18 protein-coding genes are annotated in these 21598 nt (G+C 67.5%); 11 read left to right on the top strand and 7 right to left on the bottom strand.

Annotated features, from left to right (window positions below; genetic code table 11):
- Positions 1-38 precede the first annotated feature (38 nt).
- A complete protein-coding gene (locus NC7_RS04780) occupies positions 39-1367 on the bottom strand; it encodes a DUF445 domain-containing protein (RefSeq protein WP_067979382.1) in 1329 nt (442 codons plus the stop codon).
- A 198-nt stretch (positions 1368-1565) separates the two neighbouring features.
- On the opposite strand from NC7_RS04780, the gene NC7_RS04775 reads away from it, so the two are divergent.
- The 8 genes from NC7_RS04775 (at position 1566) to NC7_RS04740 (ending at position 9435) form a co-directional block, all read left to right on the top strand.
- Positions 1566-2246, top strand: coding sequence for a TetR/AcrR family transcriptional regulator (locus tag NC7_RS04775; RefSeq protein ID WP_067979379.1), 681 nt, complete (start codon positions 1566-1568; stop codon positions 2244-2246).
- Positions 2247-2404: 158 nt separating this feature from the next.
- The gene (locus NC7_RS04770; RefSeq protein ID WP_067979442.1) at positions 2405-3823 is read left to right on the top strand and encodes an ABC1 kinase family protein; all 1419 of its coding nucleotides are present in this window, start codon (positions 2405-2407) and stop codon (positions 3821-3823) included.
- Positions 3820-5079, top strand: a complete 1260-nt coding sequence (locus NC7_RS04765) for a saccharopine dehydrogenase family protein (protein WP_067979376.1) — start codon at positions 3820-3822, stop codon at positions 5077-5079. The genes NC7_RS04770 and NC7_RS04765 overlap by 4 nt, the downstream gene beginning before the upstream one ends.
- Positions 5076-5708 (top strand): class I SAM-dependent methyltransferase, encoded by a 633-nt coding sequence (locus tag NC7_RS04760; RefSeq protein ID WP_067979373.1) that lies wholly within the window; start codon positions 5076-5078, stop codon positions 5706-5708. The genes NC7_RS04765 and NC7_RS04760 overlap by 4 nt, the downstream gene beginning before the upstream one ends.
- A 37-nt stretch (positions 5709-5745) precedes the next feature.
- Positions 5746-7176 (top strand): alanine/glycine:cation symporter family protein, encoded by a 1431-nt coding sequence (locus tag NC7_RS04755; RefSeq protein WP_067979370.1) that lies wholly within the window; start codon positions 5746-5748, stop codon positions 7174-7176.
- Positions 7177-7191: 15 nt separating this feature from the next.
- Positions 7192-8037 (top strand): polyphosphate kinase 2 family protein, encoded by an 846-nt coding sequence (locus NC7_RS04750; RefSeq protein ID WP_067979367.1) that lies wholly within the window; start codon positions 7192-7194, stop codon positions 8035-8037.
- Positions 8038-8110: 73 nt separating this feature from the next.
- The gene (locus NC7_RS04745; protein WP_236573120.1) at positions 8111-8872 is read left to right on the top strand and encodes a DsbA family protein; all 762 of its coding nucleotides are present in this window, start codon (positions 8111-8113) and stop codon (positions 8870-8872) included.
- The gene (locus NC7_RS04740) at positions 8869-9435 is read left to right on the top strand and encodes a vitamin K epoxide reductase family protein (RefSeq protein ID WP_067979362.1); all 567 of its coding nucleotides are present in this window, start codon (positions 8869-8871) and stop codon (positions 9433-9435) included. Before NC7_RS04745 ends, NC7_RS04740 begins: the two co-directional genes overlap by 4 nt.
- Here NC7_RS04740 and NC7_RS04735 read toward each other — a convergent pair.
- Positions 9432-10511 carry a S1C family serine protease gene (locus NC7_RS04735; protein WP_236573121.1) on the bottom strand — a complete coding sequence of 360 codons (1080 nt, stop codon included), beginning with the start codon at positions 10509-10511 and terminating at the stop codon, positions 9432-9434. The genes NC7_RS04740 and NC7_RS04735 overlap by 4 nt on opposite strands.
- 117 nt (positions 10512-10628) lie before the next feature.
- Between NC7_RS04735 and NC7_RS04730 the strand changes: the two genes are divergently transcribed.
- Genes NC7_RS04730 through NC7_RS04720 form a run of 3 tightly spaced genes read left to right on the top strand, consistent with a single transcriptional unit; the run spans position 10629 to position 13656 of the window.
- A complete protein-coding gene (locus NC7_RS04730; protein ID WP_067979359.1) occupies positions 10629-11681 on the top strand; it encodes an NAD(P)-dependent alcohol dehydrogenase in 1053 nt (350 codons plus the stop codon).
- A gap of 37 nt (positions 11682-11718) precedes the next feature.
- Complete coding sequence (locus NC7_RS04725; protein ID WP_236573122.1) at positions 11719-12915, top strand: AI-2E family transporter; 1197 nt, start codon at positions 11719-11721, stop codon at positions 12913-12915.
- A 9-nt stretch (positions 12916-12924) separates the two neighbouring features.
- Complete coding sequence (locus tag NC7_RS04720; RefSeq protein WP_067979355.1) at positions 12925-13656, top strand: ZIP family metal transporter; 732 nt, start codon at positions 12925-12927, stop codon at positions 13654-13656.
- Positions 13657-13663: 7 nt separating this feature from the next.
- Here NC7_RS04720 and NC7_RS04715 read toward each other — a convergent pair whose 3' ends face one another.
- The 5 genes from NC7_RS04715 to metE form a co-directional block, all read right to left on the bottom strand.
- Entirely contained in the window at positions 13664-16759 is a 3096-nt protein-coding gene (locus NC7_RS04715; protein WP_067979352.1) for an ATP-binding protein, read from the bottom strand.
- A complete protein-coding gene (locus NC7_RS04710) occupies positions 16756-17352 on the bottom strand; it encodes a hypothetical protein (protein WP_067979351.1) in 597 nt (198 codons plus the stop codon). Before NC7_RS04710 ends, NC7_RS04715 begins: the two co-directional genes overlap by 4 nt.
- Positions 17353-17380: 28 nt before the next feature.
- The gene (locus NC7_RS04705; RefSeq protein WP_067979347.1) at positions 17381-18430 is read right to left on the bottom strand and encodes a hypothetical protein; all 1050 of its coding nucleotides are present in this window, start codon (positions 18428-18430) and stop codon (positions 17381-17383) included.
- Between the two features lie 5 nt (positions 18431-18435).
- The gene (locus NC7_RS04700; RefSeq protein WP_067979344.1) at positions 18436-18936 is read right to left on the bottom strand and encodes a DUF4365 domain-containing protein; all 501 of its coding nucleotides are present in this window, start codon (positions 18934-18936) and stop codon (positions 18436-18438) included.
- Positions 18937-19083: 147 nt separating this feature from the next.
- A complete protein-coding gene (metE, locus tag NC7_RS04695) occupies positions 19084-21408 on the bottom strand; it encodes a 5-methyltetrahydropteroyltriglutamate--homocysteine S-methyltransferase (RefSeq protein WP_067979342.1) in 2325 nt (774 codons plus the stop codon).
- Between the last annotated feature and the right edge of the window lie 190 nt (positions 21409-21598).

The raw sequence follows: 21598 nt of genomic DNA, 5'->3' as shown, positions 1-21598 counted from the left end.
AGCACTACAGTTAGCAGCCGCCGGGCGAACACCCGGAGTCAGTGGAACAGCAGCTGCGAGATGGTGTAGATCACCAGGCCCGCCAGCGAACCGACGACCGTGCCATTGATCCTGATGAATTGCAGATCCCGGCCCACCTGCAATTCGATCTTCCTACTCGCCTCGTCGGCATCCCAGCGCGCGACCGTATCGGTCACCAGTGTCGAGATCTCGGCGGCGTAGTTACCGACCAGATAGCGCGCCCCCCGGTCGATCCACCCGTCGACCTTGCCGCGCGTCGCCGGATCGTCACGCAACTGTTCGCCCAGCTGTTGCACATTCTCCGCCACTTTGCGCCGCAGCGTGGAATCGGGGTCGTTCGCCGACTCGAGAATCAGTCGCTTCGCCGCACGCCAGGTGGCCTCCGCCATTCCGGTGATCTGTTCGCGGCCCATGATCTCGGCCTTCACCTTTTCGGCCTTGGCGATCATGGCCTCGTCGTGCTGCAGGTCGTCGGCGAAATCCTGCAGGAATCGCGTGGCGGCCAGCCGCAGTTCGTGGTCGGGGTCCGAACGCACCTTCCAGGTGAATTCCACCAATTCCCGGTAGATCCGTTCCGAAAGCAAGGTGTTGACGAATTTCGGCGCCCACTGCGGCGCGTCCCGCAGCACGATCCGGTCGATCGTCTCCTGCGAACCGAGCGCCCATTGATGCGCCCGCTCGGCAAGCAGATCGATCAGCGGCAGCTGCCGGTTGTCGGCGATCAGCTCCGAGAGCACCCGGCCCAGCGGCGGACCCCACTGCGGTTCGGCGATGCGTTTGACGATGGTGTTGTCGATGATCTGCTCGACGTCCTCGTCGCGCAGTACCCCGACCACGGCGGTCAGGATGGTCGAACTCTCCTGCGCCACCCGGGCCGCGTTGGCCGGGGTGGCCATCCACCGACCGACGCGCAGCGAGATCTGGGCCGCGTCGAGCCGCGCCGAGACCACATCGGGAGCGAGGAAATTGGTGCCGACGAACGCGCCGAGACTCTCGCCGAGCTGATCCTTCTTCTTGCGGATGATCGCCGTGTGCGGGATGGGCAACCCGAGCGGGTGCTTGAACAGCGCGGTCACCGCGAACCAGTCGGCCAGGGCACCGACCATGCCCGCTTCCGAGGCCGCGCGTACATAACCCACCCAGGCGCCGCCGTCGCCGCGTGACTCGAGCCAGCGGCACAGCAGATAGATCACCGTCGCCACCAGCAGGAAGCCTGTGGCCAGGGCTTTCATCTTGAACAGGTCGCGTCGTTTGCCCGCCTCGTCGGTCAGGTCCGCGAACCCGGCGGGCTGCGCCGGTGCGGTACGCGGCGTGAGCACCGCCGTGTTGCCGGGAGATTTCTCCATGGCCCCATTCTGCTGTGCGAAATGCCGCCATGCCGACGCCGCCCTGTGGTAAATCCCCCAACGTGGCCTAAACGAGCGCCACCCCACATCGGCAGGCCTAAGCTGTATCGGGAGAGACGCCACATCGATCGCAAGGGGGCTGTCCTGTCCACCGAAGACCTTGTCGAGCTCGGCGAGCAGACCGGTCGTGGTGCCGCCATGCGCGGCACCGGCCCCGTCGACGGCCGCAAGCGGCGGTGGCGCCAGCACAAGATCGACCGGCGCGAGGAGCTCGTCGACGGCACACTGCAGGCCATCCGGGTGCGCGGCGCCCAGGCGGGCATGGACGAGATCGCCGCCGAGATCGGCGTGTCCAAGACCGTGCTGTACCGGTACTTCGCCGACAAGAACGACCTGGTGCACGCCACCATGCAGCGCTTCATCGAGACCACACTGCTGCCGCGCGTGTACGGCGCCATCAACCTCGACGCCGACGAGTACCAACTGGTGCGCGCCGCGATGACCGAATACGTCGGAACCGTCGACGACGACCCCGAGGTCTACCGGTTCATCATGCACAACGGCAGCGGCGACAACGCCTCGCTCGCCGAGTTCGAGCGCCTCTTCGCCGAGGTCGTCACCGCCGTGCTCATCGACCGGGCCGGAGCCAAGGGTGTCCGCACCGACGGCGCGATGCTGTGGTCGTACGTGCTGGTCGGCGGCATCCAACTGGCCACCCACTGGTGGACGACCACCGACAAGGCCATGCCACGACAGGACGTCATCGACTACCTCACGATGATGGCCTGGAGCGCCATCGAGGGCATCGCCCGCGCGGGCGGTTCGCCCGCCGTCTTCACCGAGCAGGTACACGTCCTGCCCACCGTTCCGGAGTCCTGACCAGCCTCGATAGCCTTTTCGACCGTCCCGGGCTCGACATCACCGCTCGGTTGGTTACGCTGAACCGAGCGGGACGCTGTGGCTTGTGTCACCGCGAGGTCGCTGTGCGCCGACAGGCGCCCGGCGCCGTGCACGTCGGCACCAACGGAGGTACCTCGATGGCGAAGAACGTGCCGACATCCCGGCTTGCCCGCGGCACGAAGCTGGGGGCGGTGGCGGCGAGTTCGGTCATCCGTTCCAAGAAGACCCGGCTGTCGATGCGTGGCAGGTCCGAGGCCGTGCGGGCGAAGATGGCCGAGGAGTCGATGATCCGCACCACCGAGCAGGTGGTCATGGTGCTCGGCACCATGAAGGGCGTGGCGATGAAGCTCGGCCAGATGATGTCGGTCCTCGACCTCGACCTGGTTCCCGAAGATCATCGCGAGCGTTTCCAACAGCGCCTCGCCGTGTTGCGCAACGCGGCCCCAACGGTGTCGTTCGACAACATGCGCACGGTGATCGAGCAGGACTACGGCCGTCCGCTGGACGAGGTGTTCGCCGAATTCGACCCCGAGCCGATCGCCGCCGCCTCGATCGGCCAGGTGTATCGCGCCACCCTCGCCGACGGCAGGCGGGTCGCGGTGAAGGTGCAGTACCCGGGCGTCGACGTGGCGGTGCGCGCGGATCTGAAGAACCTCACCATGTTCCGCCGGGTGCTGGCCTCGGCCATGCCGTGGATCACCCCCGCCGTGCTCGACGAGCTGAAACTCAACATGGAGGCCGAACTCGACTACCGGGCCGAGGCGGCCACGCAGAGCGAGATCGCGCACCTCTACCGCGAGCACCCGTTCATCTCCGTTCCGGCGGCCGTGCCCGAGTTGTCGACCACCCGCGTGCTGGTGAGCGAGTTCGTCGACGGCATCGGTTTCGACGAGATGCGCGCCCTGCCCGCCGAGCAGCGCGACCGCATCGGCGAGATCGTCTACCGGTTCTACGTGGGTTCGCTGTTCACGTTCAACGAGTTCTGCGGTGACCCGCATCCGGGCAATGTGCTGCTCGCGCCCGACGGTCGGGTGGCGTTCCTCGACTTCGGCCTGTTCAACCGGATGGACCCGAAACTGGTGCACTTCGAGAAGCTGTGCCTCCGCGCGGCGGCCGAGGAACGGTCGGAAGACCTGCGCCAGCTGATGATCGACCGCGGCGTGATCGATTCGCCCGACGAGATCGGCGCCGAGGAATGCCTCGAGTACGTGCTCGCCGCCTCGGAGTGGTGTCTGGTCGACGAGGTCCTCACCATCACCCCGGAGCTGGCCAGCGGCGCGTTCCTGCTCGCCGTCGACCCGAGGGCCAGCGAGTTCACCGGGATGAAGCAGCAGAATCTGCCGCCCGAGCACCTGTTCTCGCGGCGCGCCGACTTCCTCACCTTCGGCATGCTCGGTCAGCTCGACGCGACCAACAACTGGCATTCGATCGCCCGCGAATGGCTCTACGACGAACCGCCGATCACCGAGTTGGGTATCGCCCATCATGATTGGCTCCGCACCCATCCACCGAAACCGGTGAAGAAGACGCGCGCCCGCAATGCGACCACCCGATGAAAGGCTCCTCCGTGCCGCAAGACCGCGAGTTCGACCTGATCCTGTTCGGTGCCACGGGCTTCGTCGGCAAACTCACCGCCGAGTACCTGCTCACCGCCGCCCCCGCCACCGCGAAGATCGCGCTGGCGGGCCGTTCACGCGACAAGCTCGCCGCCGTGCGCGAAGAACTCGGCCCCGCCGCCGTGAAGTGGGAACTCGTCGTCGCCGATTCGACCGACCCGGCCTCGCTCGCGGCGATGGCCGAGCGCACCAAGGTCGTCGTCACCACGGTCGGCCCGTACCTGCGCTACGGCATGCCGCTGCTCGGCGCCTGCGCCGCGGCGGGCACCCACTACGCCGACCTCACCGGCGAACCGTTGTTCATCCACGACGCGATCGAGCAGTTCGAGCGGACCGCCGTCGACTCCGGCGCCAAGATCGTGAATTCCTGTGGCTACGACTCGATTCCGTCGGATCTGAGCGTGTACGAGATCTACCGCGCCACCGTCGCCGACAACACCGGCGAGCTGGAGGACACCACGCTCGTCGCCTACCTCAAGGGTGGGATGAGCGGCGGAACCATCGACTCCGGCCGGGCCATGATGGAAGACATCGCCGCCGACTCCCGGCGCGCCAAGATCCTGGCCCACCCGTACTCGCTGAGCCCCGACCGTAGCATGGATCCCGAGGTCGGTCGGCAGAGCGACCAGGGGCTCGCCCGGGCCGACAGCATCGATGCGAGCCTGCGCGGCTGGGTCACCACCTTCATCATGGCCTCGCACAACACCAAGGTGGTCCGCCGCAGCAACGGTCTGCTCGGCTGGCCCTACGGTAAGCAGTTCCGCTACCGCGAGGTGATGAACGCGGGCACCTCGGCCACCGCACCGCTGGTCGCGGCCGGTATCGCGGGCGGCATCGTGGCCGGGATGACCTCGGGCGCGTTGCTCTCGCGAGTGTCGCTCGGCCGCAAGCTGCTCGATCGCATCCTGCCCGAGCCGGGCACCGGTCCGAGCGAGAAGGCCCGCCGCAGCGGCTGGTTCACCATGAAGACCTTCGCCCACACCAGTTCCGGCGCCAAGTACCAGGCCACGTTCTCCGGCACGGGCGACCCCGGCTACCAGGCCACCGCCGTACTGCTCGGCCAGAGCGGCCTGTGCCTGGCCTTCGACGAACTGCCCGAGCGCGCGGGTGTGCTCACCCCCGCCTCCGCCATGGGCGAGGCGCTCACCGAGCGACTGCGCGCGGCGGGCATGACGATCGAGGTCGCACGACAGTGAACCTGGCCCGCAAAGCCATGAACGCGCCCGCGCTCGCGGCGATCTACGAGCACGCCTGGCGTCCCACCCTGTTCTACCTGGCCAGCGGCCGCACCACCGGCGACGACCGGCGCGACGCGGTGCGCTCGCTGCGCCTCGGCGGTCCCGAGAAGGTGCTCGACCTGGCCTGCGGCCCAGGCAATTTCACGCACTACCTGAGCGAGCACCTCACCGGCGACGGTTTCGTCACCGGCCTGGACTACTCCGCGCCGATGCTGGCGCGCGCCGCCGCCGACAACGCGGGCCCGCGCGTCGCTTACGTGCGCGGCGACGCCCGCACCCTGCCCTTCGCCGACGAAACCTTCGACGCGGTCTGCTGTTTCGGCGCCCTGTACCTGATTCCCGATCCGATCGCCGCCGCCCGCGAGATGATCCGCGTCCTCGCTCCCGGCGGGCGCATCGCCATCACCACCAGCTACCGCGAGGACAACCTCTTGGGCAAGGCGAGCACCCTGGCCGCCGGGGTCAGCGGCCTCCGGCTGTTCGACCGGGACACCTTCCCGACGCTGTTCGCCACCTCCGGGCTCACCGAAATCACCCAGCGCGTGCACCGTTTCATGCAATACGTCGAAGCGACGCGCCCCGCCTGATCCTCCGGCGCGGTAGCCCGGCGGTAGCGTGCCGGGCATGGACACGCTGAATTCGGTGATCGTCGACATCAACTCGGTGTTCTGGAATTGGTTGCTGATCCCGTTGGTGATCGTCACCGGCGTGTACTTCACCGCGCGCAGCGGGGTGGTGCAGTTGCGGTTGCTGCCGGAGATGTTCCGGGTGGTGGCCGAAAAGGGCACGCCCGCCGCCGACGGCAAACGGTCGGTGTCGGCGTTCGGCGCGTTCAGCATCTCGGCGGCGGCGCGGGTCGGCACCGGCAATATCGCCGGGGTAGCCACCGCGATCAGTGTCGGCGGGCCCGGCGCGGTGTTCTGGATGTGGGCGATGGCCACCCTCGGTGCGGCATCGGCGTTCGTCGAGTCCACCCTCGCCCAGCTGTACAAGCGACCCGAACACGAGCCGGGCACCTTCCGTGGCGGACCGGCCTACTACATGCAATATGGATTGCGCCGCCGTTGGCAGGGGTTGATCTTCGCCGTCGTCATCACAGTGACCTTCGGCTTCGTCTTCAACGCCGTGCAGGCCAACACCATCGTCGCGACCAGCCGCGCCTCCCTGTCGGCGCTCGACGGCGACTGGTTCCCCGCGCTGGTCGGCCTGCTCCTCGTGCTGCTGCTCGGCGTGGTGATCTTCGGTGGGGTGCGCCGGATCAGTCGCATCACCGAGGTGCTCGTTCCGGTGATGGCGATGGTGTACCTGCTGCTCGGCATCGCGGTGGTCGCGTTGAACTTCTCCGATCTGCCCCGGGTGCTCGCCGATATCGTCGGCGGTGCGTTCGGGCTGCGCGAAGTGGTCGGTGGCGGTATCGGCGTCGCCGTCACCCAGGGCATCCGGCGCGGCATGTTCTCCAACGAGGCCGGTCTCGGTTCCTCCCCCAATGCCGCCGCGGCGGCCGATGTCTCGCATCCGGTGAAGCAGGGCCTCGTGCAGTCGCTCGGGGTCTACTTCGACACGCTGCTGGTGTGCTCGATCACCGCGTTCATCATCTTGACCAGCGACCCGGACCTGTCCGAACGCCACAGCGCCGACCTCACCCAGACCGCGCTGCACACCACCCTCGGTAGCTGGGCCGGGCACGTGCTCACCGCGGTGGTTTTCATGCTCGCGTTCAGCTCGATGATCGGCAATTTCTACTACGGCCGCTCCAACATCGAGTTCATCACCGACCATCCGCGCCTGCTCACCGTGTTCCGCGTGCTGGTGCTGTGCGCGGTGTTCGGCGGCGCGCTCGGCTCGGTGGCGCTGATCTGGAACCTGGCCGACGTGTTCATGGGCGTGATGGCACTGGTCAACCTCACCGCGATCCTGCCGCTCGGCGCGGTGGCGGTCCGGCTGCTCGCCGACTACCACGCCCAGCGCCGCGCGGGCGCGGACCCGGTGTACGTGCACCGGCCCGAGATCGCCGACCCCGCCGGGGTGGCGTGCTGGCAGACCCGCCGCGACTAGTGGTAGGCATGGCTGATGGCGAAACTGTGGACCGAACCCGTCACCACCGCCCTGCGCGCCGACGGGCTGCGCGTGGCCGACATCGACACCTCGGCCACGCCCGGGTTCATCGGCGGCAAGCAACTGGGCAAGGCGATGCTGCCCGAACGCGGCGAGTTGCTCTCGGTGCTGCAGGAGAAGCTGTTCGCGCACGGACGCACCGGCGGTGACCGCAAGGTGCTGCTCATCCTGCAGGGCATGGACACCGCCGGTAAGGGCGGCATCGTGCGGCACGTGATCGGTTCGGTCGACCCGCAGGGTGTCGACCACGCCTCCTTCGGGGTGCCGACCGAGGAGGAGAAGGCCCACGACTTCCTCTGGCGTATCCGCAAGCGCGTGCCCACGCCCGGTCAGCTCGGCGTCTTCGATCGCTCCCACTACGAGGACGTGCTGGTGGTGCGGGTGCACGACCTGGTGCCGCAGTCCGAATGGGAGCAGCGCTACGACCAGATCAACGCCTTCGAGAAGGAAGTCGCCGACGCCGGGACGACCATCGTCAAGGTCGCCATGTTCGTCTCCCTCGACGAACAGAAGCGCAGGCTGCGCGCCCGCCTGGAACGGCCGGACAAGTACTGGAAGTTCAGCCCCGCCGACATCACCGAGCGGGCCTTCTGGCCCGAGTACCAGAAGGCCTATCAGGCCATTCTGGATCGCACGAATACCGATTACGCTCCGTGGTACGTGGTGCCCGCCGATCACAAGTGGTATTCGCGGCTGGCTGTCACCGAACTGCTGATCGACGCGCTCACCGGTCTCGGGCTCGACTGGCCGAAGGCCGGTTTCGACGTGGCCGAGCAGCTGCGTCTGCTCGATCAGTCCTGATCTTGTCTTTGAACAAACTCTCAGGTTCGGCCCGCATGATGGGCAGCAGACGAGCGAAAGGCGTGTGACAACGGTGAGCACGGGCAGCAAGAACCCTCTCGCGGCGGCCGAGGCCGCCGACAAGAAGCGCAAGCGGGCGATCCAGGCGGGCGTCGCGGCGGTGCTGGTGGCGCTGGTCGTGGCGATCGGCGTCGGGATCGCCATGAACTCCGATTCCGACACCAGCGGCGGCAGCGGTTCCTCGGCGGCCGAGGGACTGCCCGCCCTGCCCGCCACCGTCGGCACGGTCACGCCGTCCGGCAGCGTGCTGATCGGCAATCCGGACGCCAAGGTGAAGGTGCGCGTGGTGGCCGACCTGCAGTGCCCGGCCTGCAAGCAGTTCGAATCCGCCAACGGTCTCGCCCTGGCCCAGGCCGCGGCCGACGGCACGGCCTCGGTCGAGTACCAGGTCATCTCCTTCCTCGACAAGGTCTCGACGAACCAGTACTCCTCGCGCGCGGGCAACGCCGCCTACTGTGTGGCCCGGTCGGACGCGAACAAGTTCCCCACCTGGCTGCAGCTGATGTTCCACCGTCAGCCCGCCGAGGGCGGCGCGGGCCTGAGCAACGAGCAGCTCGTGGCCATCGCCACCGAGACCGGCTACACCGACCCCGCGGTGGCCACCTGCATCAACGACAAGGCCATGGCCGACACCCTCGCGAAGACCACCCAGACTGTGCTGAGCAGCGGTTTGAAGGGCACGCCGTCGGTGTTCGTCAACGGTCAGCTGATCGAGAGCGACGCCGTCTACACCGAGGACGGTCTGGCGTCCGTGATCGCCGACGCGGCCAAGTGATCACCCCGTCGGCACGCTCGGGCTGGCTGCTGCTGATCGCGGGGCTGGCCGGGTGGCTGGCGTCGTGCACGCTCACCGTCGAACGGTTCAAGCTGTTCACCGATCCCACCTACATGGCGTCGTGCAATTTCGACTCGGTGCTGTCGTGCGGTTCGATCATGCAGACCCAGCAGGCCGCGGTGTTCGGGTTCCCGAATCCGATCATCGGCATCGTCGGGTTCTCGGTGGTGGTGACCCTGGGTGTGCTCTCGGTGGTCGGTGTGGGATTCCCGCGCTGGATCTGGGGTTCGCTCTGGGTCGGCACGGTTCTCGGCGTCGTCGCGATCTGCTGGCTGATCTTCCAGAGCCTGTACCGGATCAACGCGCTGTGCCCGTACTGCATGGTGGTATGGGTGGCGGTGCCGGTGCTGTTCGCGGTGGCCACCCAGGAGACCTGGGGTGGCGCGCGTGGCCCGATGGGGATCCTCGCCGAGTGGCGCTGGACGCTGGTCGTGGTGTTCTACGCCGTGGTGCTGCTGCTGATGTTCCTGAAGTTCCAGGACTACTGGCTGAGCAAGGTCTAATTGGGTGTGCCCTCGGCAAGCACCACCTCGACCACCCGGGTGGTGCCGTCGGGCGCGGTGACGTCGAGGCGGACCACGTCGCCGGGTTTGCGCCTGCCGATGGCCACACTCAGCGCCCGCGCGGTGGTGACCGATGCGCCGTCGACGGCGGTGACCACGTCACCGTCGCTGATCCCGGCGGCCCGGGCCGGTTGCCCGAAGAAAGCCCAGTCCACCCGCGCGCCCGCCGGTTTCGCGTCGACGATCTGCACGCCGAGGGTGGCGGTCGGGCCGATGTGCACGGTGTCGGTCGGTGTCCCCGAGCGGATCTGGGCCACGATCCCCATGGCCGTGTCGATGGGCACCGCGTAACCGTGCGCGGGTTTGGGCTGCCGGTCCTGCTCGCCGCGATCGCCGGAGGCCGCGGTGATGACGCCGACCACCGCGCCCGTGCCGTCGGCCAGCGCCCCACCCGACTGCCCACCGACCACCGGTGCCGCGATCTCCACCATCCCCCGCAGCGACTTGCGGCTCAGATCCGCGGAGTTCATCGCGACGATGCTGGCGTCCAGATCGGTGATCGGCCCGGCCACCGAGGTCGGCGCGCCACCGTCGCCGCCCGCGTCACCGATCGCGAGCACGTCCTGACGTATGCGGAGTCCGGCCGAGGAACCGATCCGCGCGGTCGGCAACCCCGACGCCCCGACCAGCGCCAACAGGGCCACATCGGTGCCCGAGTCGTAGCCGAGCACGGTGGCGGGGTAGCGCTGCCCCGTGCCGATATCGGTCACCGACACCGCTTCGGCGCCCTTGATGACGTGGTGGCTGGTGAGGATCTGGCCGTCCGCGGTGAGCACGATGCCCGACCCGGCGGCGGCGGTGCCGAACCGGTTCGCGTCCACCGAGATGTTGACCAGCACCGGCTGCACCTGCGCGGCGACGAGCCCCGGGTCCAGGGGGACGGGCGCGGGCGTGGCCGCGACGAATTCCTGCGGTGCGGTCCGCTCGAACCCCAGTTCCCCGCGATACCCGAGGACACCGCCCAGGGCGAGCAGCGCGACGACCAGCGCCATGAGCACCCGTGATCCACGTTGCACGCGCACGTCCTCTCTCGCGGGCCGATCCCTTCATTGTCCCCCGGCTCGCGTCCGGCCCGGTCGACATCCGGGGCGCGGCGGTTGGCAAACCTCGTATGCGGCGGTAGGCATATACCCATGAGCACCGCTGCCGCCTACGCCCTGCCCGCCGCCGACGGTTCCTTCGAGAAGGTCACGATCGAACGCCGTGCGCTCGGGCCCGACGATGTCGCGATCGACATCGCATTCGCGGGTATCTGCCACTCCGACATCCACACCGCCCGCAACGAGTGGGGCGGGGCGCGGTATCCCTGCGTGCCCGGCCACGAGATCGCGGGCATCGTCAGCGCGGTCGGCTCCTCGGTGCGCAAGTACCGGGTCGGCGACCGCGTCGGCGTCGGCTGCCTGGTGAATTCGTGCGGCAAGTGCGCACCGTGCCTGGCCGGTGAGGAGCAGTACTGCGCCAAGGGCGCCACCTGGACCTACAACTCCCCGGTCGCCGAGGAAGACCAGCCCGGCGGGTACACCATGGGCGGGTACTCCACCCACATCGTCGTCGACGAGCGGTTCGTCGTCGGCATTCCCGATGGCATCGGCCTCGATGTCGCCGCACCGCTGCTGTGTGCCGGCATCACCCTGTACTCGCCGTTGCGGCACTGGGGTGCCGGTCCGGGCAAGAAGGTCGCGATCATCGGCATGGGCGGGCTCGGACACATCGGCGTGAAGATCGCCGCCGCGCTCGGAGCCGAGGTGACGGTACTGAGCCAGTCGTTGCGCAAACGCGACGACGGCCTGCGCATGGGCGCCACCAACTACTACGCCACCTCCGACAAGGAAACCTTCCGCCGGTTGCGCGGCGAATTCGACCTCATCATCAACACCGTCTCCGCCGATCTGCCCATCGACAGCTACCTGCGACTGCTCGCCCTCGACGGCACCCTGGTGATCCTCGGCCTGCCCGAGAACCCGATGACCGTCACCGGTCGCAACCTCGCCGCGTACCGTCGTTCGCTGGCGGGTTCGATGATCGGCGGGCTCGCCCAGACCCAGGAGATGCTGGATTTCTGTGCCGCGCACGGGATCGGCGCCGAAATCGAACTCATCTCCGCCGACGACATCGATTCCGCCTACGACCGGGTCGTCGCCAGCGATGTGCAGTACCGCTTCGTGATCGACACCGCCTCGATCTGAGCTGGTCCGGCACCCACCGGCGAGTACCGTGATCGGCGTGGCCGACGACACCTCACCGGACGCACCGACCACGGTGGGCGCCCTGCCGATCACCTGGACGGTGCGGACCCCACCCCGCTGGGTGCCGCGCGCCCTGCTCTACACCACCCTGGCGATCGTCGTCCTGATCGCCGGTTTCTGGGTGCTCGGCAAGTTGCAGGGGTTGCTCACCATCCTGCTGGTGTCGCTGTTCCTGGCCTTCGCCATCGAACCGGCGGTGAACTGGCTTGCCAGGCACGGCATTCCGCGAGGTGCCGGGACCGGGGCGGTGTTCCTCGTCGTGCTGGTGGTGATGGTCGCGTTCTTCGGAACGCTCGGCGCCCTGCTCATCGACCAGGTCACCATGCTCGTGCAGAACGCCCCCGGCTATATCCAGGACCTGGTCGACTGGATCAACCGCACCTTCGACCAGAACCTCTCCGGCGCCGATCTCACCAAGTACGCCACCGAGTGGAGCTCGACCATCGAGGGCTACCTCGTCGGTCTCGCCGGAAACGTCTGGGGCATCGGCACGGTCGCGATCGGCGCGCTGTTCCAGTCGCTCGGCGTGCTGCTGTTCACCTTCTATTTCGCCGCCGACGGGCCACGTTTCCGCACCTGGGTGTGTTCACTGTTGCCGCCGCGCCAGCAGAAACACGTGTTGCGCGCCTGGGACATCGCGGTGGAGAAAACCGGCGGCTACATCTACTCACGTGCCCTCCTCGCCCTGTGTTCGGCGATCGCGCACTACGTGGCGCTGCGCGTGTTCGACGTACCGTCGGCGTTCGCACTGGCCCTGTGGGTGGGTGTGGTCTCACAGTTCATCCCGACCGTCGGCACCTACCTCGCCGGGGCCCTGCCCGTGCTCGTCGCGCTGGTGCACGACCCGATCAGCGCCCTGTGGGTGTTGCTGTTCATCGTGGCGTACCAGCAGTTCGAGAACTACGTCCTGCAACCGAGAATCACCGCGACCACCCTCGACATGCACCCGGCGGTGGCGTTCGGCGCGGTGATCGCGGGCGCCGCACTACTTGGCCCGACCGGCGCCCTGCTCGCGATCCCGGTCACCGCCACCCTGCAGGGCTTCGCCGGGGCCTACATCCGCCGCTACCAGGTGACCGAGGAAGCCGAGCAACCGGCGAAACAGAAGCGCCACTGGTTCCCCAGATCCCGCCCGAAACCACCGGCCGACACCCACCGCCCCGCCGACGAATAGGCCCGCACCATGGCAATCCTGTTGTCCGTGGTCTCCATGCTGTCCACCCTCTTCGGCGGTTTCGTCGCCATGCGCATCGGCGACCGCAAGCACCTCGTCCTCGGTCTCGCCGCCGGGGTGATGCTCGGGCTGGTGGCCTTCGACCTGATCCCCGAGGCCCTCGAACAGTCACCCGACGAGGTGTTCGGTGTGCCGGTCGCGCTGATCGCGGCGGTCGTCGGCTTCCTGAGCCTGCACGTCATCGAACGCGCCGTCGCCATCCACACCGGCCACGAGGACGAATTCGGTTCACACCACCACGGTTTCGAATCGGTCGGCCTGCTGGCCGCGCTCGGCCTGATCTTCCACAGCACCCTCGACGGTTTCGGCATCGGCATCGGCTACCAGGCGGGCGCCACCGTCGGCCTGTCGGTTGCCATCGCGGTCATCTGCCACGATTTCGCCGACGGCTTCAACACCTTCACCATCCCCACCCTCTACGGCCACGCCCGCAAACGCGCCATCACCCTCCTGGCCCTCGACGCCCTGGCCCCGGTGGTAGGCGCCATCCTCGGCACACTCATCCACGTCCCCGACCAATGGATCGGCCTCTACCTCGGCTACTTCGCCGGTTTCCTCCTCTACCTCGCCACCGCCGACATCCTCCCCGAGGCCCACGCCGAACACCCCTCCCGCCTCACCCTCTTCCTCACCCTCCTCGGAGTGGGCGCGATGTTCGTGGTGTCGGCGTTGAGCCACTGACCCCGAGCTACAGCTGCTCGCGGGTGCGACGGGCACGCTCGAGCACTTCGGTTTCGGTCGGCGGGCTGGGTGGATGGTGGCTCAGGCACAGCGGGGTGGCCAGCTTCCGAAAGGACCGTCCTTCGCTGGCACCGTAGAACTGGCCGGTTTTCAGGTGACCGACATCGTCCACATTCCCGCCCCAGGTGGCGGCGATCCCCTTCGCCGCCTGGATCTGTGCCGCCGTTCCCAATCGCCCGAAGAACTGGATCGCGGTATTGCCGACGACCTTGTTGTCCAGGCCTTTCGGTGCCTGGGTGGCGTAGGCAATGCCGAGCCCGTACTTGCGGGCTTGGGCGGCGAGCATCAGGGTGCTTGCCGAGGCGGGGGTGCTCTTGCCCGAGGGGGCGAGCATCTGCGCCTCGTCGAGGACAAGCAGGGCGCCGAGCGGACGATCACCGGCCGGATGAGTTTTGAAGTAGGTGAACAGAGCCACCTGGAGTTGGCTGATGAACATGGCGCGCTGATCGTCATCGGGCAAACCGACACAGCTGATGACCGACACCCGTGCCCGCTTGCCAGGGGCCGGGGTGAGCAGTACACCGGGGTCGACGGGTTCGCCGTCGCCACCGAACAGCGGGTCGTTGATCATGGAAACCGTGAGCCCGTCGGCCAGTTCGGCCGCGAGTGCGGCGGCGTTGCGGACCCGGCTCACGCCGTCGGGTAGGTCCGACAGCAGCGCGATCAACCCCTCGAGCGTGGGCTCGCCCGAGTGCGCGAAATGCGTGAGAGCTTCCACCAGAACCGCCCGCGCGTGCCTCGATTTCGCCCGCGAGACACCAGACCGCACCAGTAGATCAGCGGTCGCCACTTCTACCGCCGTGCGCAATTCGTCGAGGTCATCGCGCACCGCCGCGAAGTCCGGCAGCGGATTGAGGATCAGCGGTCGTCCCGTTTGCCGCCGCGGCGTCCACACCACCACATCTGTCTCGGCGAGATATCGCGCGGCCTTCTCGACATCCCCGGAACCCCACGCGGCAGGCGGCTGTTCCCATGCGTCCCCCAGCCGCGACAAGTCGTTGTTCACATCCAGCACGATCGCCGAAACACCGTGCAGTGCCACTTCTTCCACCAATCGCCGCAGCAAGACTGTCTTGCCCGACCCGCTGCTGGCAAACAGCACGAGGTGCTTGCACAACAACTCCAACGGCACATCGAAGAGCACGTCGTCGACGAGTCCCCGCCCGAGCACGATTGTCGGCCCCTCGGACCGCGAGTCCGCAGGCTCGAGGCCGCGACCGCGCACCGGTCCATTCCCATCGACGGACACCGTCGGCGGTGGTGCGTCGACCGTCTCACGTCGCGGATCGGGCAGGTCCCGGAAGATGCGCCGGAACAGTTGCGTCTGCGCTGAGGGCTTGCGCTGCTCCAACCAGGTGGCGAAGCCAGGCTTCGGGTCGGCCATCAGCTCACGCAGGGCGGTGAAGGTACGCAGGTCGTCATGGGTGATCGGCAGGGTCTCTCCGTTCGCCGCGCGAAAATCATCGAGCATTTCCTGCGTCATCGGCCCGGCGGAGTAGGCGATATTGCGCAGGATCGTCAGATGACGACCACCGGTCGAGTGCCCGATACCCGATTCGAGCACTGCGGAGCGCAACTTGGACTGCACCGCGCGGGGATGGGTGTGACCGACGGCCCGGAAGCTCCAGTGCTCCTGTTCTTCGAGGACAGGATCGACCGTCCGAATCAACCGGGCGTGCAGCGCGCGTCCGGTGGCCGGGTCGATGGTCAGGTCGTCGCGGTCGCGGTGCTCGTTCACGAAGCAATGCAGGGCGGCCGTCAGCAATTCGGCCATGATCTCGTCTTCTTCGGCCGGGTCGAGAGCGGCGGCGACATCGGCGGTCTCGCGCAGAGCCACGAAGCGACGGTCGAAGGCCGTCAGGTCGGCAGGTGGCAGCTGCTCGGGCGCACGTTCGGCCGCGTCGATGTCGGCGAAACTGCGGAGCTCGCGAATCTCACCGCGTTCCAAACAAAGTTGGACGTGCTGGGCCACTCGCTGAAGCAACTTGCGTGGCGAATAGAACGTCACCTCTTCGTCGTCGAAGGCTTGCTGCCCGATGGGCCAAGTCGGCGTCGGCGGGACGAAGTCGACCTCGTCGTAGAGCACGCGCAGATGCCCTGCCACCACAGCGGCTGCCACCGCGCTGCCGGGCATTCTGGTCGCCAGTTGTAGATTCTTGAAGCGGTCTTCGACCGAGGCCACTCCATGAGTCCGCAGGTATTCCCAGGTCGTGGGGATGCAGGCGACGACGACGATCGTTCGGATGGTCTCTTCGCGCAGCTTCATCAAGCTGTCGGCGAGATGTGCGGTTCGATCGGCCCCGCCCTTGGCCATGACGTCGTCTATCTGGTCGATCGCGATCACCACCGGGCCCGCGGCCGCGAACAAGCTGATCAGATCGTTGAAGATCAATTGCGCGTTGCGGCGGCCGGGCCGAAAACCCCACTCAGCGGCGGTTTCCGGGTCGATCGGTTGCCGCAACACTAGGAAGGAGTCACCGACGTACCGCTGTTTCCCGCCTGCGCGGAACAGGATGAGGGCGCGCAGCGTGTCGCGGCATTCGTAGACCAGCCGCGGCTCCGGGACCGACAGATCCTCGAGGAAACTCTCGATGTCGTCCGCTGTCGGCTGCATCGGTCCGGCGATGCGGGCCCTGCGCTCGGCGTCGCTGCCTGCTCGGGTCGCGAGCGCGAGGAGCAGCCTGCGCAACTGGTCGCCGTCGGCCAGCCGGTTCATCACCCCGTGCACCGCGCCGTCCCAGAATGATTCACCGTCGAGCAGTTTCGGCATGAAGAAGAAGCCGTCGACGCCCGGATCTTGAACATATTGGCGAACCCACCCGAGCAGGTGCGTCTTACCAACCCCTGGATCGCCGTTGAGGATGAAACCCGTCGGCGATACGTCGGGCCGGTCCTTCGCGAGCTCGATGGCCCGCGCGATCTCGGCGGACTTCGCGCGGTGCAATTCCTCCACGTGGTGCGCCTGCGGGCGCCAGATCGTGTCCGGCCCCAGGGCGGTACTGAACTGCACCCGCGCGAGCGCGCGATTCTCCAGTTCGTTCATCGTGCCGCCTCGATGGTCAGCAGATGACGGGCGGTCCCACCCAATTCCACGGCGGCCGCATGGTCTTCGCTGGACAGCATCTTGCGGTCGGCTTCCGCGCGGACATGGACGCCGTCTCGCCGGGCGAGCCGCCGCAGGGTCGCCGAAAAGTCTTCCGGGGGAACGTGGGGCAGCTGCGCGCGCAGGTCGGCGAGCCGGACCTGCCGCTCCTTGCCTTCGCTGAGTTCGGTGTACTTCCTGGTGATCTGGCCTGCCACGTCGGGCTGGAACACATCGGTCAGCAGTTGTCCCGTGCTGTCGAGGTGTCGATGCAGACCCGCGAGCATCGCGTACAGGGCTCCGCAGTAGTGCGAACCGGCCTGCTGCGGACGGGGGCGAGTGAGCTCGTCGGTGCACCACTGAACTCCTCGGTCGGTGAGTTCGTGCACCAGCGCCCGCCCCACCTTCTCACTGGTGACCAACCCCATCCCGTTGAGCTTGCGCCTCGGCGCACCGTCCAGCGTCACCCCGGCCACCGAAAAGAGCTCGACGTTGGTGAGTTCACGCGCCTCCGCCAGCAACGTCAACAGCACCGCGAGCTCGCGGGGGCTCATCCCATCCGACAATGTTCGATCCGTTCTCTCACGATTCGTCGCCGTCGACGAAGAATCCGTTTTCGGACACCTGCAGGTCCCGTTTGCCGTCGAAGAGCCCACGGGCGCGCACCCTCGCTCCGGAGCTGTGCGCGGTGAGGGCTCGGGCGTATTCCTGCGCGGTGCGTAGGCGCACGGTGATGCGTCGCTGCCGACCGGTGGTGATCTCGCCGACCCAGAGTGCGCCTCGCACAATCGCTTTGAGCGCCCCGTCGTTGTCGACACCGACGACGGTCCCATCGACTACAGCGGCGAGCTCGGCCATATCCGCGTCGGCGTCCGCGTCCCGCGGTGGCGACGATGCCACCGCGACGTTCAGAGCCTGTCCCAACCCCTCCACTGTCGTACGCGGAAACTCGACGACGACATCCGGTCGTGGTACTTGGCGCGACCAGTGAAAACTGAGTGCGAAACGCATCGGACGCTGCTCAGCTGACCCGAGCGCACCGAAAGCATCGATCGTGTCGTGGCGGATTTCGTCGCTCCACCCGTGCCCACCGCCGGCGGCTTCGCGCACGGTCGCGGCGGCATCGAGCAGCCGGACCGCCGAACTGCGGCCCAGCCGTGAGCCCGGTCCGCCGAGAAATACGTCGAACCCGAAGGAGTCGCGGTGTGGCAGCAGCGTGGTGGCGGCCAGCAGTTGGGCAACGGCATACCTGCGCATCGACCACGCCGCGATCTCCCGCTCGGCAGCCTGGTCGACGCAGGATGCCAGCAACGAGCGCAGCGCGGCGAGCGCGGCGGCACCGGTTTCGAGCGAGATCTCGTCACCGTCGTGCCCCGCGCGGTAGCCGATCACGTCGACGCCACCCGAGACGATGTCGCGCACAACGATATCCAGCGACCGCTGCTCGAAATCGGCCAGACACAAGACCAATTCACGCATCCGGATGCGGTAGTCGACCACATCGCCACCAGGCACGAGTACCTCGAACTCGCCGTGTGACCACACCGTGCCACCACCCCACGGTGCCTGCGGTATCCAACCCTGGGCTTGCAGATACCCGGTCACCTCCTCGTGCCGGGGCATCGTCGCCATCGCGGCTACCGTGGCGTTCCGGCGACGAGCGAGCGCAGCGCCTCGACGTCGAGGATGTTGCCGAGCGGAATGTGCACCGACACCGTGCGCTTGGCGTCGTCGGCAGCGAACCGGGTGCGATCACGCAGCGACAAGAAGTATCCGCAGTGGCGCAGCGTCATCGCACCGGTGACGGCATCGGCGAAATGATCGGCCGTCCGCGGCACGTGGATGGCGAACAGATACCGAGGTGTCGCGAAGTCCGGACCGGCGATCTGGTTGAACTGTTTGTGGGTCAAGCCGGGGAAGACCAGGTGACCCCGCTGAAACCGCGGCCTCGAAACCGTTTTGACCTGCACTGATATCTGTGGCGAAAACCCGTGCGGTGTCTTGCCTGGCTTCTTGATCGTCAGGTCGACACCATCGACATCGACGCTGTCGGTCGACCAGACCAATCCGGCCGCCGAGGCGAGTACCCGAACGTAGTCCTCGCCGAACGCGCCTTGATGATTGTTCGGATCCAGCACCGCGCCCCTCCTGGACCCACCCGACCCTGCCGAGGGCGAACTCTAGTCGGTGGGATCTCTGATGCGCTGCCATTCAGTAATTTTTGGCACCGGGTGCCGACATGACGAAGGGGCGCACCGGATGTGGTGCGCCCCTTCGGGTTCGGGCTACTTCGCGGCCGCTTCTTCCGCGAGCGCGGCCAATGCCCGGCGGCGCACGCGGCGGGCCGCGGCGACCATGTTGCGCAGGGACGGATCGAGCTGCCAGTAGTGGCGGGTTTTCAGACCACCGTCTGGATTGGCCCAGAGGCGTTGCGGTGTAACGGCTTCGGCCGCCTGGGTGAGGAGTTCGTCGAGTTCGTCGATGTCGGGGATGCGGGCCGAGCGGCTTTCGTACACACCGGGCCCCACGCCGTGGCTCAGGCCGTGGCCGGTGGCGACGTCTTCGGTGAGGGCCTGCATGACCCATTCGATCGAGCGGGTGGCGACGATCGCGGTGACGTCGGCGTCGAGTTGTTCGATCGCGTCGACCACCTCGGTGCGGCCGGAATAGCCGATGTGGGTGTGGATCTGGGTGTCGGGGCGCACGCCGGAGGTAGCCAGCCTGAACGCGGCGACCGCCCACCGCAGGTACTCCTCGCGACCCTGGGGACGCGCGGGCAGCAGCTCGCGGATGGCCGGTTCGTCGACCTGGATGATGGCGATGCCCGCCTTCTCCAGGTCGACCACCTCGTCGCGAATGGCGAGCGCCACCTGGTCGGCCGTTTCGTAGAGCGGCTGATCCTGGCGGACGAACGAGCGCGCGAGCATCGTGACGGGCCCGGTGACCATGCCCTTCACCGGCCGGTCGGTCAACGATTGCGCGTAGCTGGTCCAGTCGACCGACATCGGCGCGGGCCGCGCCACGTCGCCGTAGATGATCGGCGGTCGCACGCACCGCGAGCCGTACACCTGCACCCAGCCGAAGCGGGTGGTCGCCATGCCGTCGAGCTGTTCGGCGAAGAACTGGATCATGTCGTTGCGTTCGTGCTCGCCGTGCACGAACACGTCGAGGCCGATGTCCTCCTGCAGCCGGATCGTCGCCTCGATCTCGGCTTCGACCTGCTTGCGGTAGTCCTGCTCCGACAACCGGCCCGCCGCCACCTCGTGCCGTGCCTGTCGCAACCGGCCGCTCTGCGGGAACGACCCGAGCGTCGTCGCCGGAACCAGCGGCAGGTTCAGCCGTTCCTGCTGGGCGACGGCCCGCTCGGCGTAGGGCACCCGTTCACGCATGTCGGGGGTGATCGCGTACACGCGCTGGCGCACGGCGTGCTTCTGCTTGAAATGCACCGAGGTCGGCCGCTTGCGCCAGTTCTCCGAGGGACCCTCGGTGAGCGCCTTGGCGAGCGAAACGACCTCGCCCACCTTTTGTTTGGCGAAGGCGAGCCGGTCGGCCACGTTTCCTTCGATGTCGTATTCGGCGAGCACGTCGTAGGGCACGTGCAGCAGGGTCGAACCCGTGGACACGACCAGATCCGGGCACACCTCGGCGATCGAGTTCAGGTAGTTCAGCGTCACGTAACGGTCGGCGCGCCACACATTGGTGCCGCTGATGACGCCCGCGTAGATCCGCTTGCGCCGAATGCCGGGGATCTCGGCCAGTTCCTCGGGCGTCATCCGGTAGGACGCCAGGTCGAGCCCGATGGCCTCCACATTGCTCGCCGCCAGGATCCGCAGCGCCTCACCGAAATCACCGTACTGGCCGGTGACCAGGATGCGCGGGCGCAGCGGCGCCTTCGACAACCGCTGATACGTCTTCTCGAACGCCGCGAGCGCCGCGTCGGACTGCTCCCCGGTGAAGCAGGGTTCGTCGAGCTGCACACAGGTCGACCCGCGCTTGGCGAGCAGTTCGAACAGTTCCTCGTAGAACGGCAGCAGCCTGTCGAGCAGGCTCAGCGTGTCGAACTCCGCCTCACCCGGCACCTGTCCCGCCTTGGACAGCAGCAGCAACGACACCGGCCCGAGCACCACCGGACGCAGTTCGATCCCGCGCGCCATCGCCCGGTCCCACTCGTCGAGCAGGGCCTGCGGGTGCAGCGAGAACGTGGAGTCGGCGTCGAGTTCGGGCTGCCGGTAGTGGTAGTTGGTGCCGAAGAAACGCACCAGTTCCAGCGGCGGCAGGTCTGGGTTGCCGCGCGCCATCAGGAAGTAGAAGTCCAGCGGGTGCAGGCCTTCCTGATGTGGCTTGAACCGCGACGGCACCGCACCGAACAGCAGCGCGTTGTCGAGGATGTGGTCGTAGAAGGAGAAGGTGTTGCCCGGCACCTGCGTGAGGCCCGTCGCGGCCAGCTCGTCGAACTGCCGCTCCTGGATGTCGCGCCCTACCGCGAGCAGCTCGTCGCGCTCGAGCGCCCCACGCCAGTACGACTCCAGCGCGCGCTTGAGTTCCCGGTGCGGACCGATCCGCGGATATCCGAGAACGCTCGACCCGAATCCATCGGTGACGTTGACCATGAACGGGACATCCCTTCCATCACCTGCCCGGACCGACCACCAGCCGGAAACCGAGCAACGCTGCGCTCGCCGTAATCGACCACCCCCGAAACCTCGAAGGCGGCAACCTGCAGCTTAGGCCGCAGACCCTGACACGATCATCCACCCCCACAACAGAGCCCGAACCACTCGAGTCCGCCATGACAGCATT

The organism is Nocardia caishijiensis NBRC 108228, assembly GCF_001612825.1.
Taxonomy (GTDB): domain Bacteria; phylum Actinomycetota; class Actinomycetes; order Mycobacteriales; family Mycobacteriaceae; genus Nocardia; species Nocardia caishijiensis.
Note: the sequence above shows the minus strand (reverse complement) of the source record. Positions and strands in the feature narration are given on the sequence as shown.

Coding starts and splice junctions, on each gene's coding strand:
- NC7_RS04780 (WP_067979382.1), bottom strand. CDS start 1,367: ATGGAGAAATCTCCCGGCAACACGGCGGTGCTCACGCCGCGTACCGCA.
- NC7_RS04775 (WP_067979379.1), top strand. CDS start 1,566: ATGCGCGGCACCGGCCCCGTCGACGGCCGCAAGCGGCGGTGGCGCCAG.
- NC7_RS04770 (WP_067979442.1), top strand. CDS start 2,405: ATGGCGAAGAACGTGCCGACATCCCGGCTTGCCCGCGGCACGAAGCTG.
- NC7_RS04765 (WP_067979376.1), top strand. CDS start 3,820: ATGAAAGGCTCCTCCGTGCCGCAAGACCGCGAGTTCGACCTGATCCTG.
- NC7_RS04755 (WP_067979370.1), top strand. CDS start 5,746: ATGGACACGCTGAATTCGGTGATCGTCGACATCAACTCGGTGTTCTGG.
- NC7_RS04750 (WP_067979367.1), top strand. CDS start 7,192: ATGGCGAAACTGTGGACCGAACCCGTCACCACCGCCCTGCGCGCCGAC.
- NC7_RS04730 (WP_067979359.1), top strand. CDS start 10,629: ATGAGCACCGCTGCCGCCTACGCCCTGCCCGCCGCCGACGGTTCCTTC.
- NC7_RS04720 (WP_067979355.1), top strand. CDS start 12,925: ATGGCAATCCTGTTGTCCGTGGTCTCCATGCTGTCCACCCTCTTCGGC.
- NC7_RS04715 (WP_067979352.1), bottom strand. CDS start 16,759: ATGAACGAACTGGAGAATCGCGCGCTCGCGCGGGTGCAGTTCAGTACC.
- NC7_RS04710 (WP_067979351.1), bottom strand. CDS start 17,352: ATGAGCCCCCGCGAGCTCGCGGTGCTGTTGACGTTGCTGGCGGAGGCG.
- NC7_RS04705 (WP_067979347.1), bottom strand. CDS start 18,430: ATGGCGACGATGCCCCGGCACGAGGAGGTGACCGGGTATCTGCAAGCC.
- metE (WP_067979342.1), bottom strand. CDS start 21,408: ATGGTCAACGTCACCGATGGATTCGGGTCGAGCGTTCTCGGATATCCG.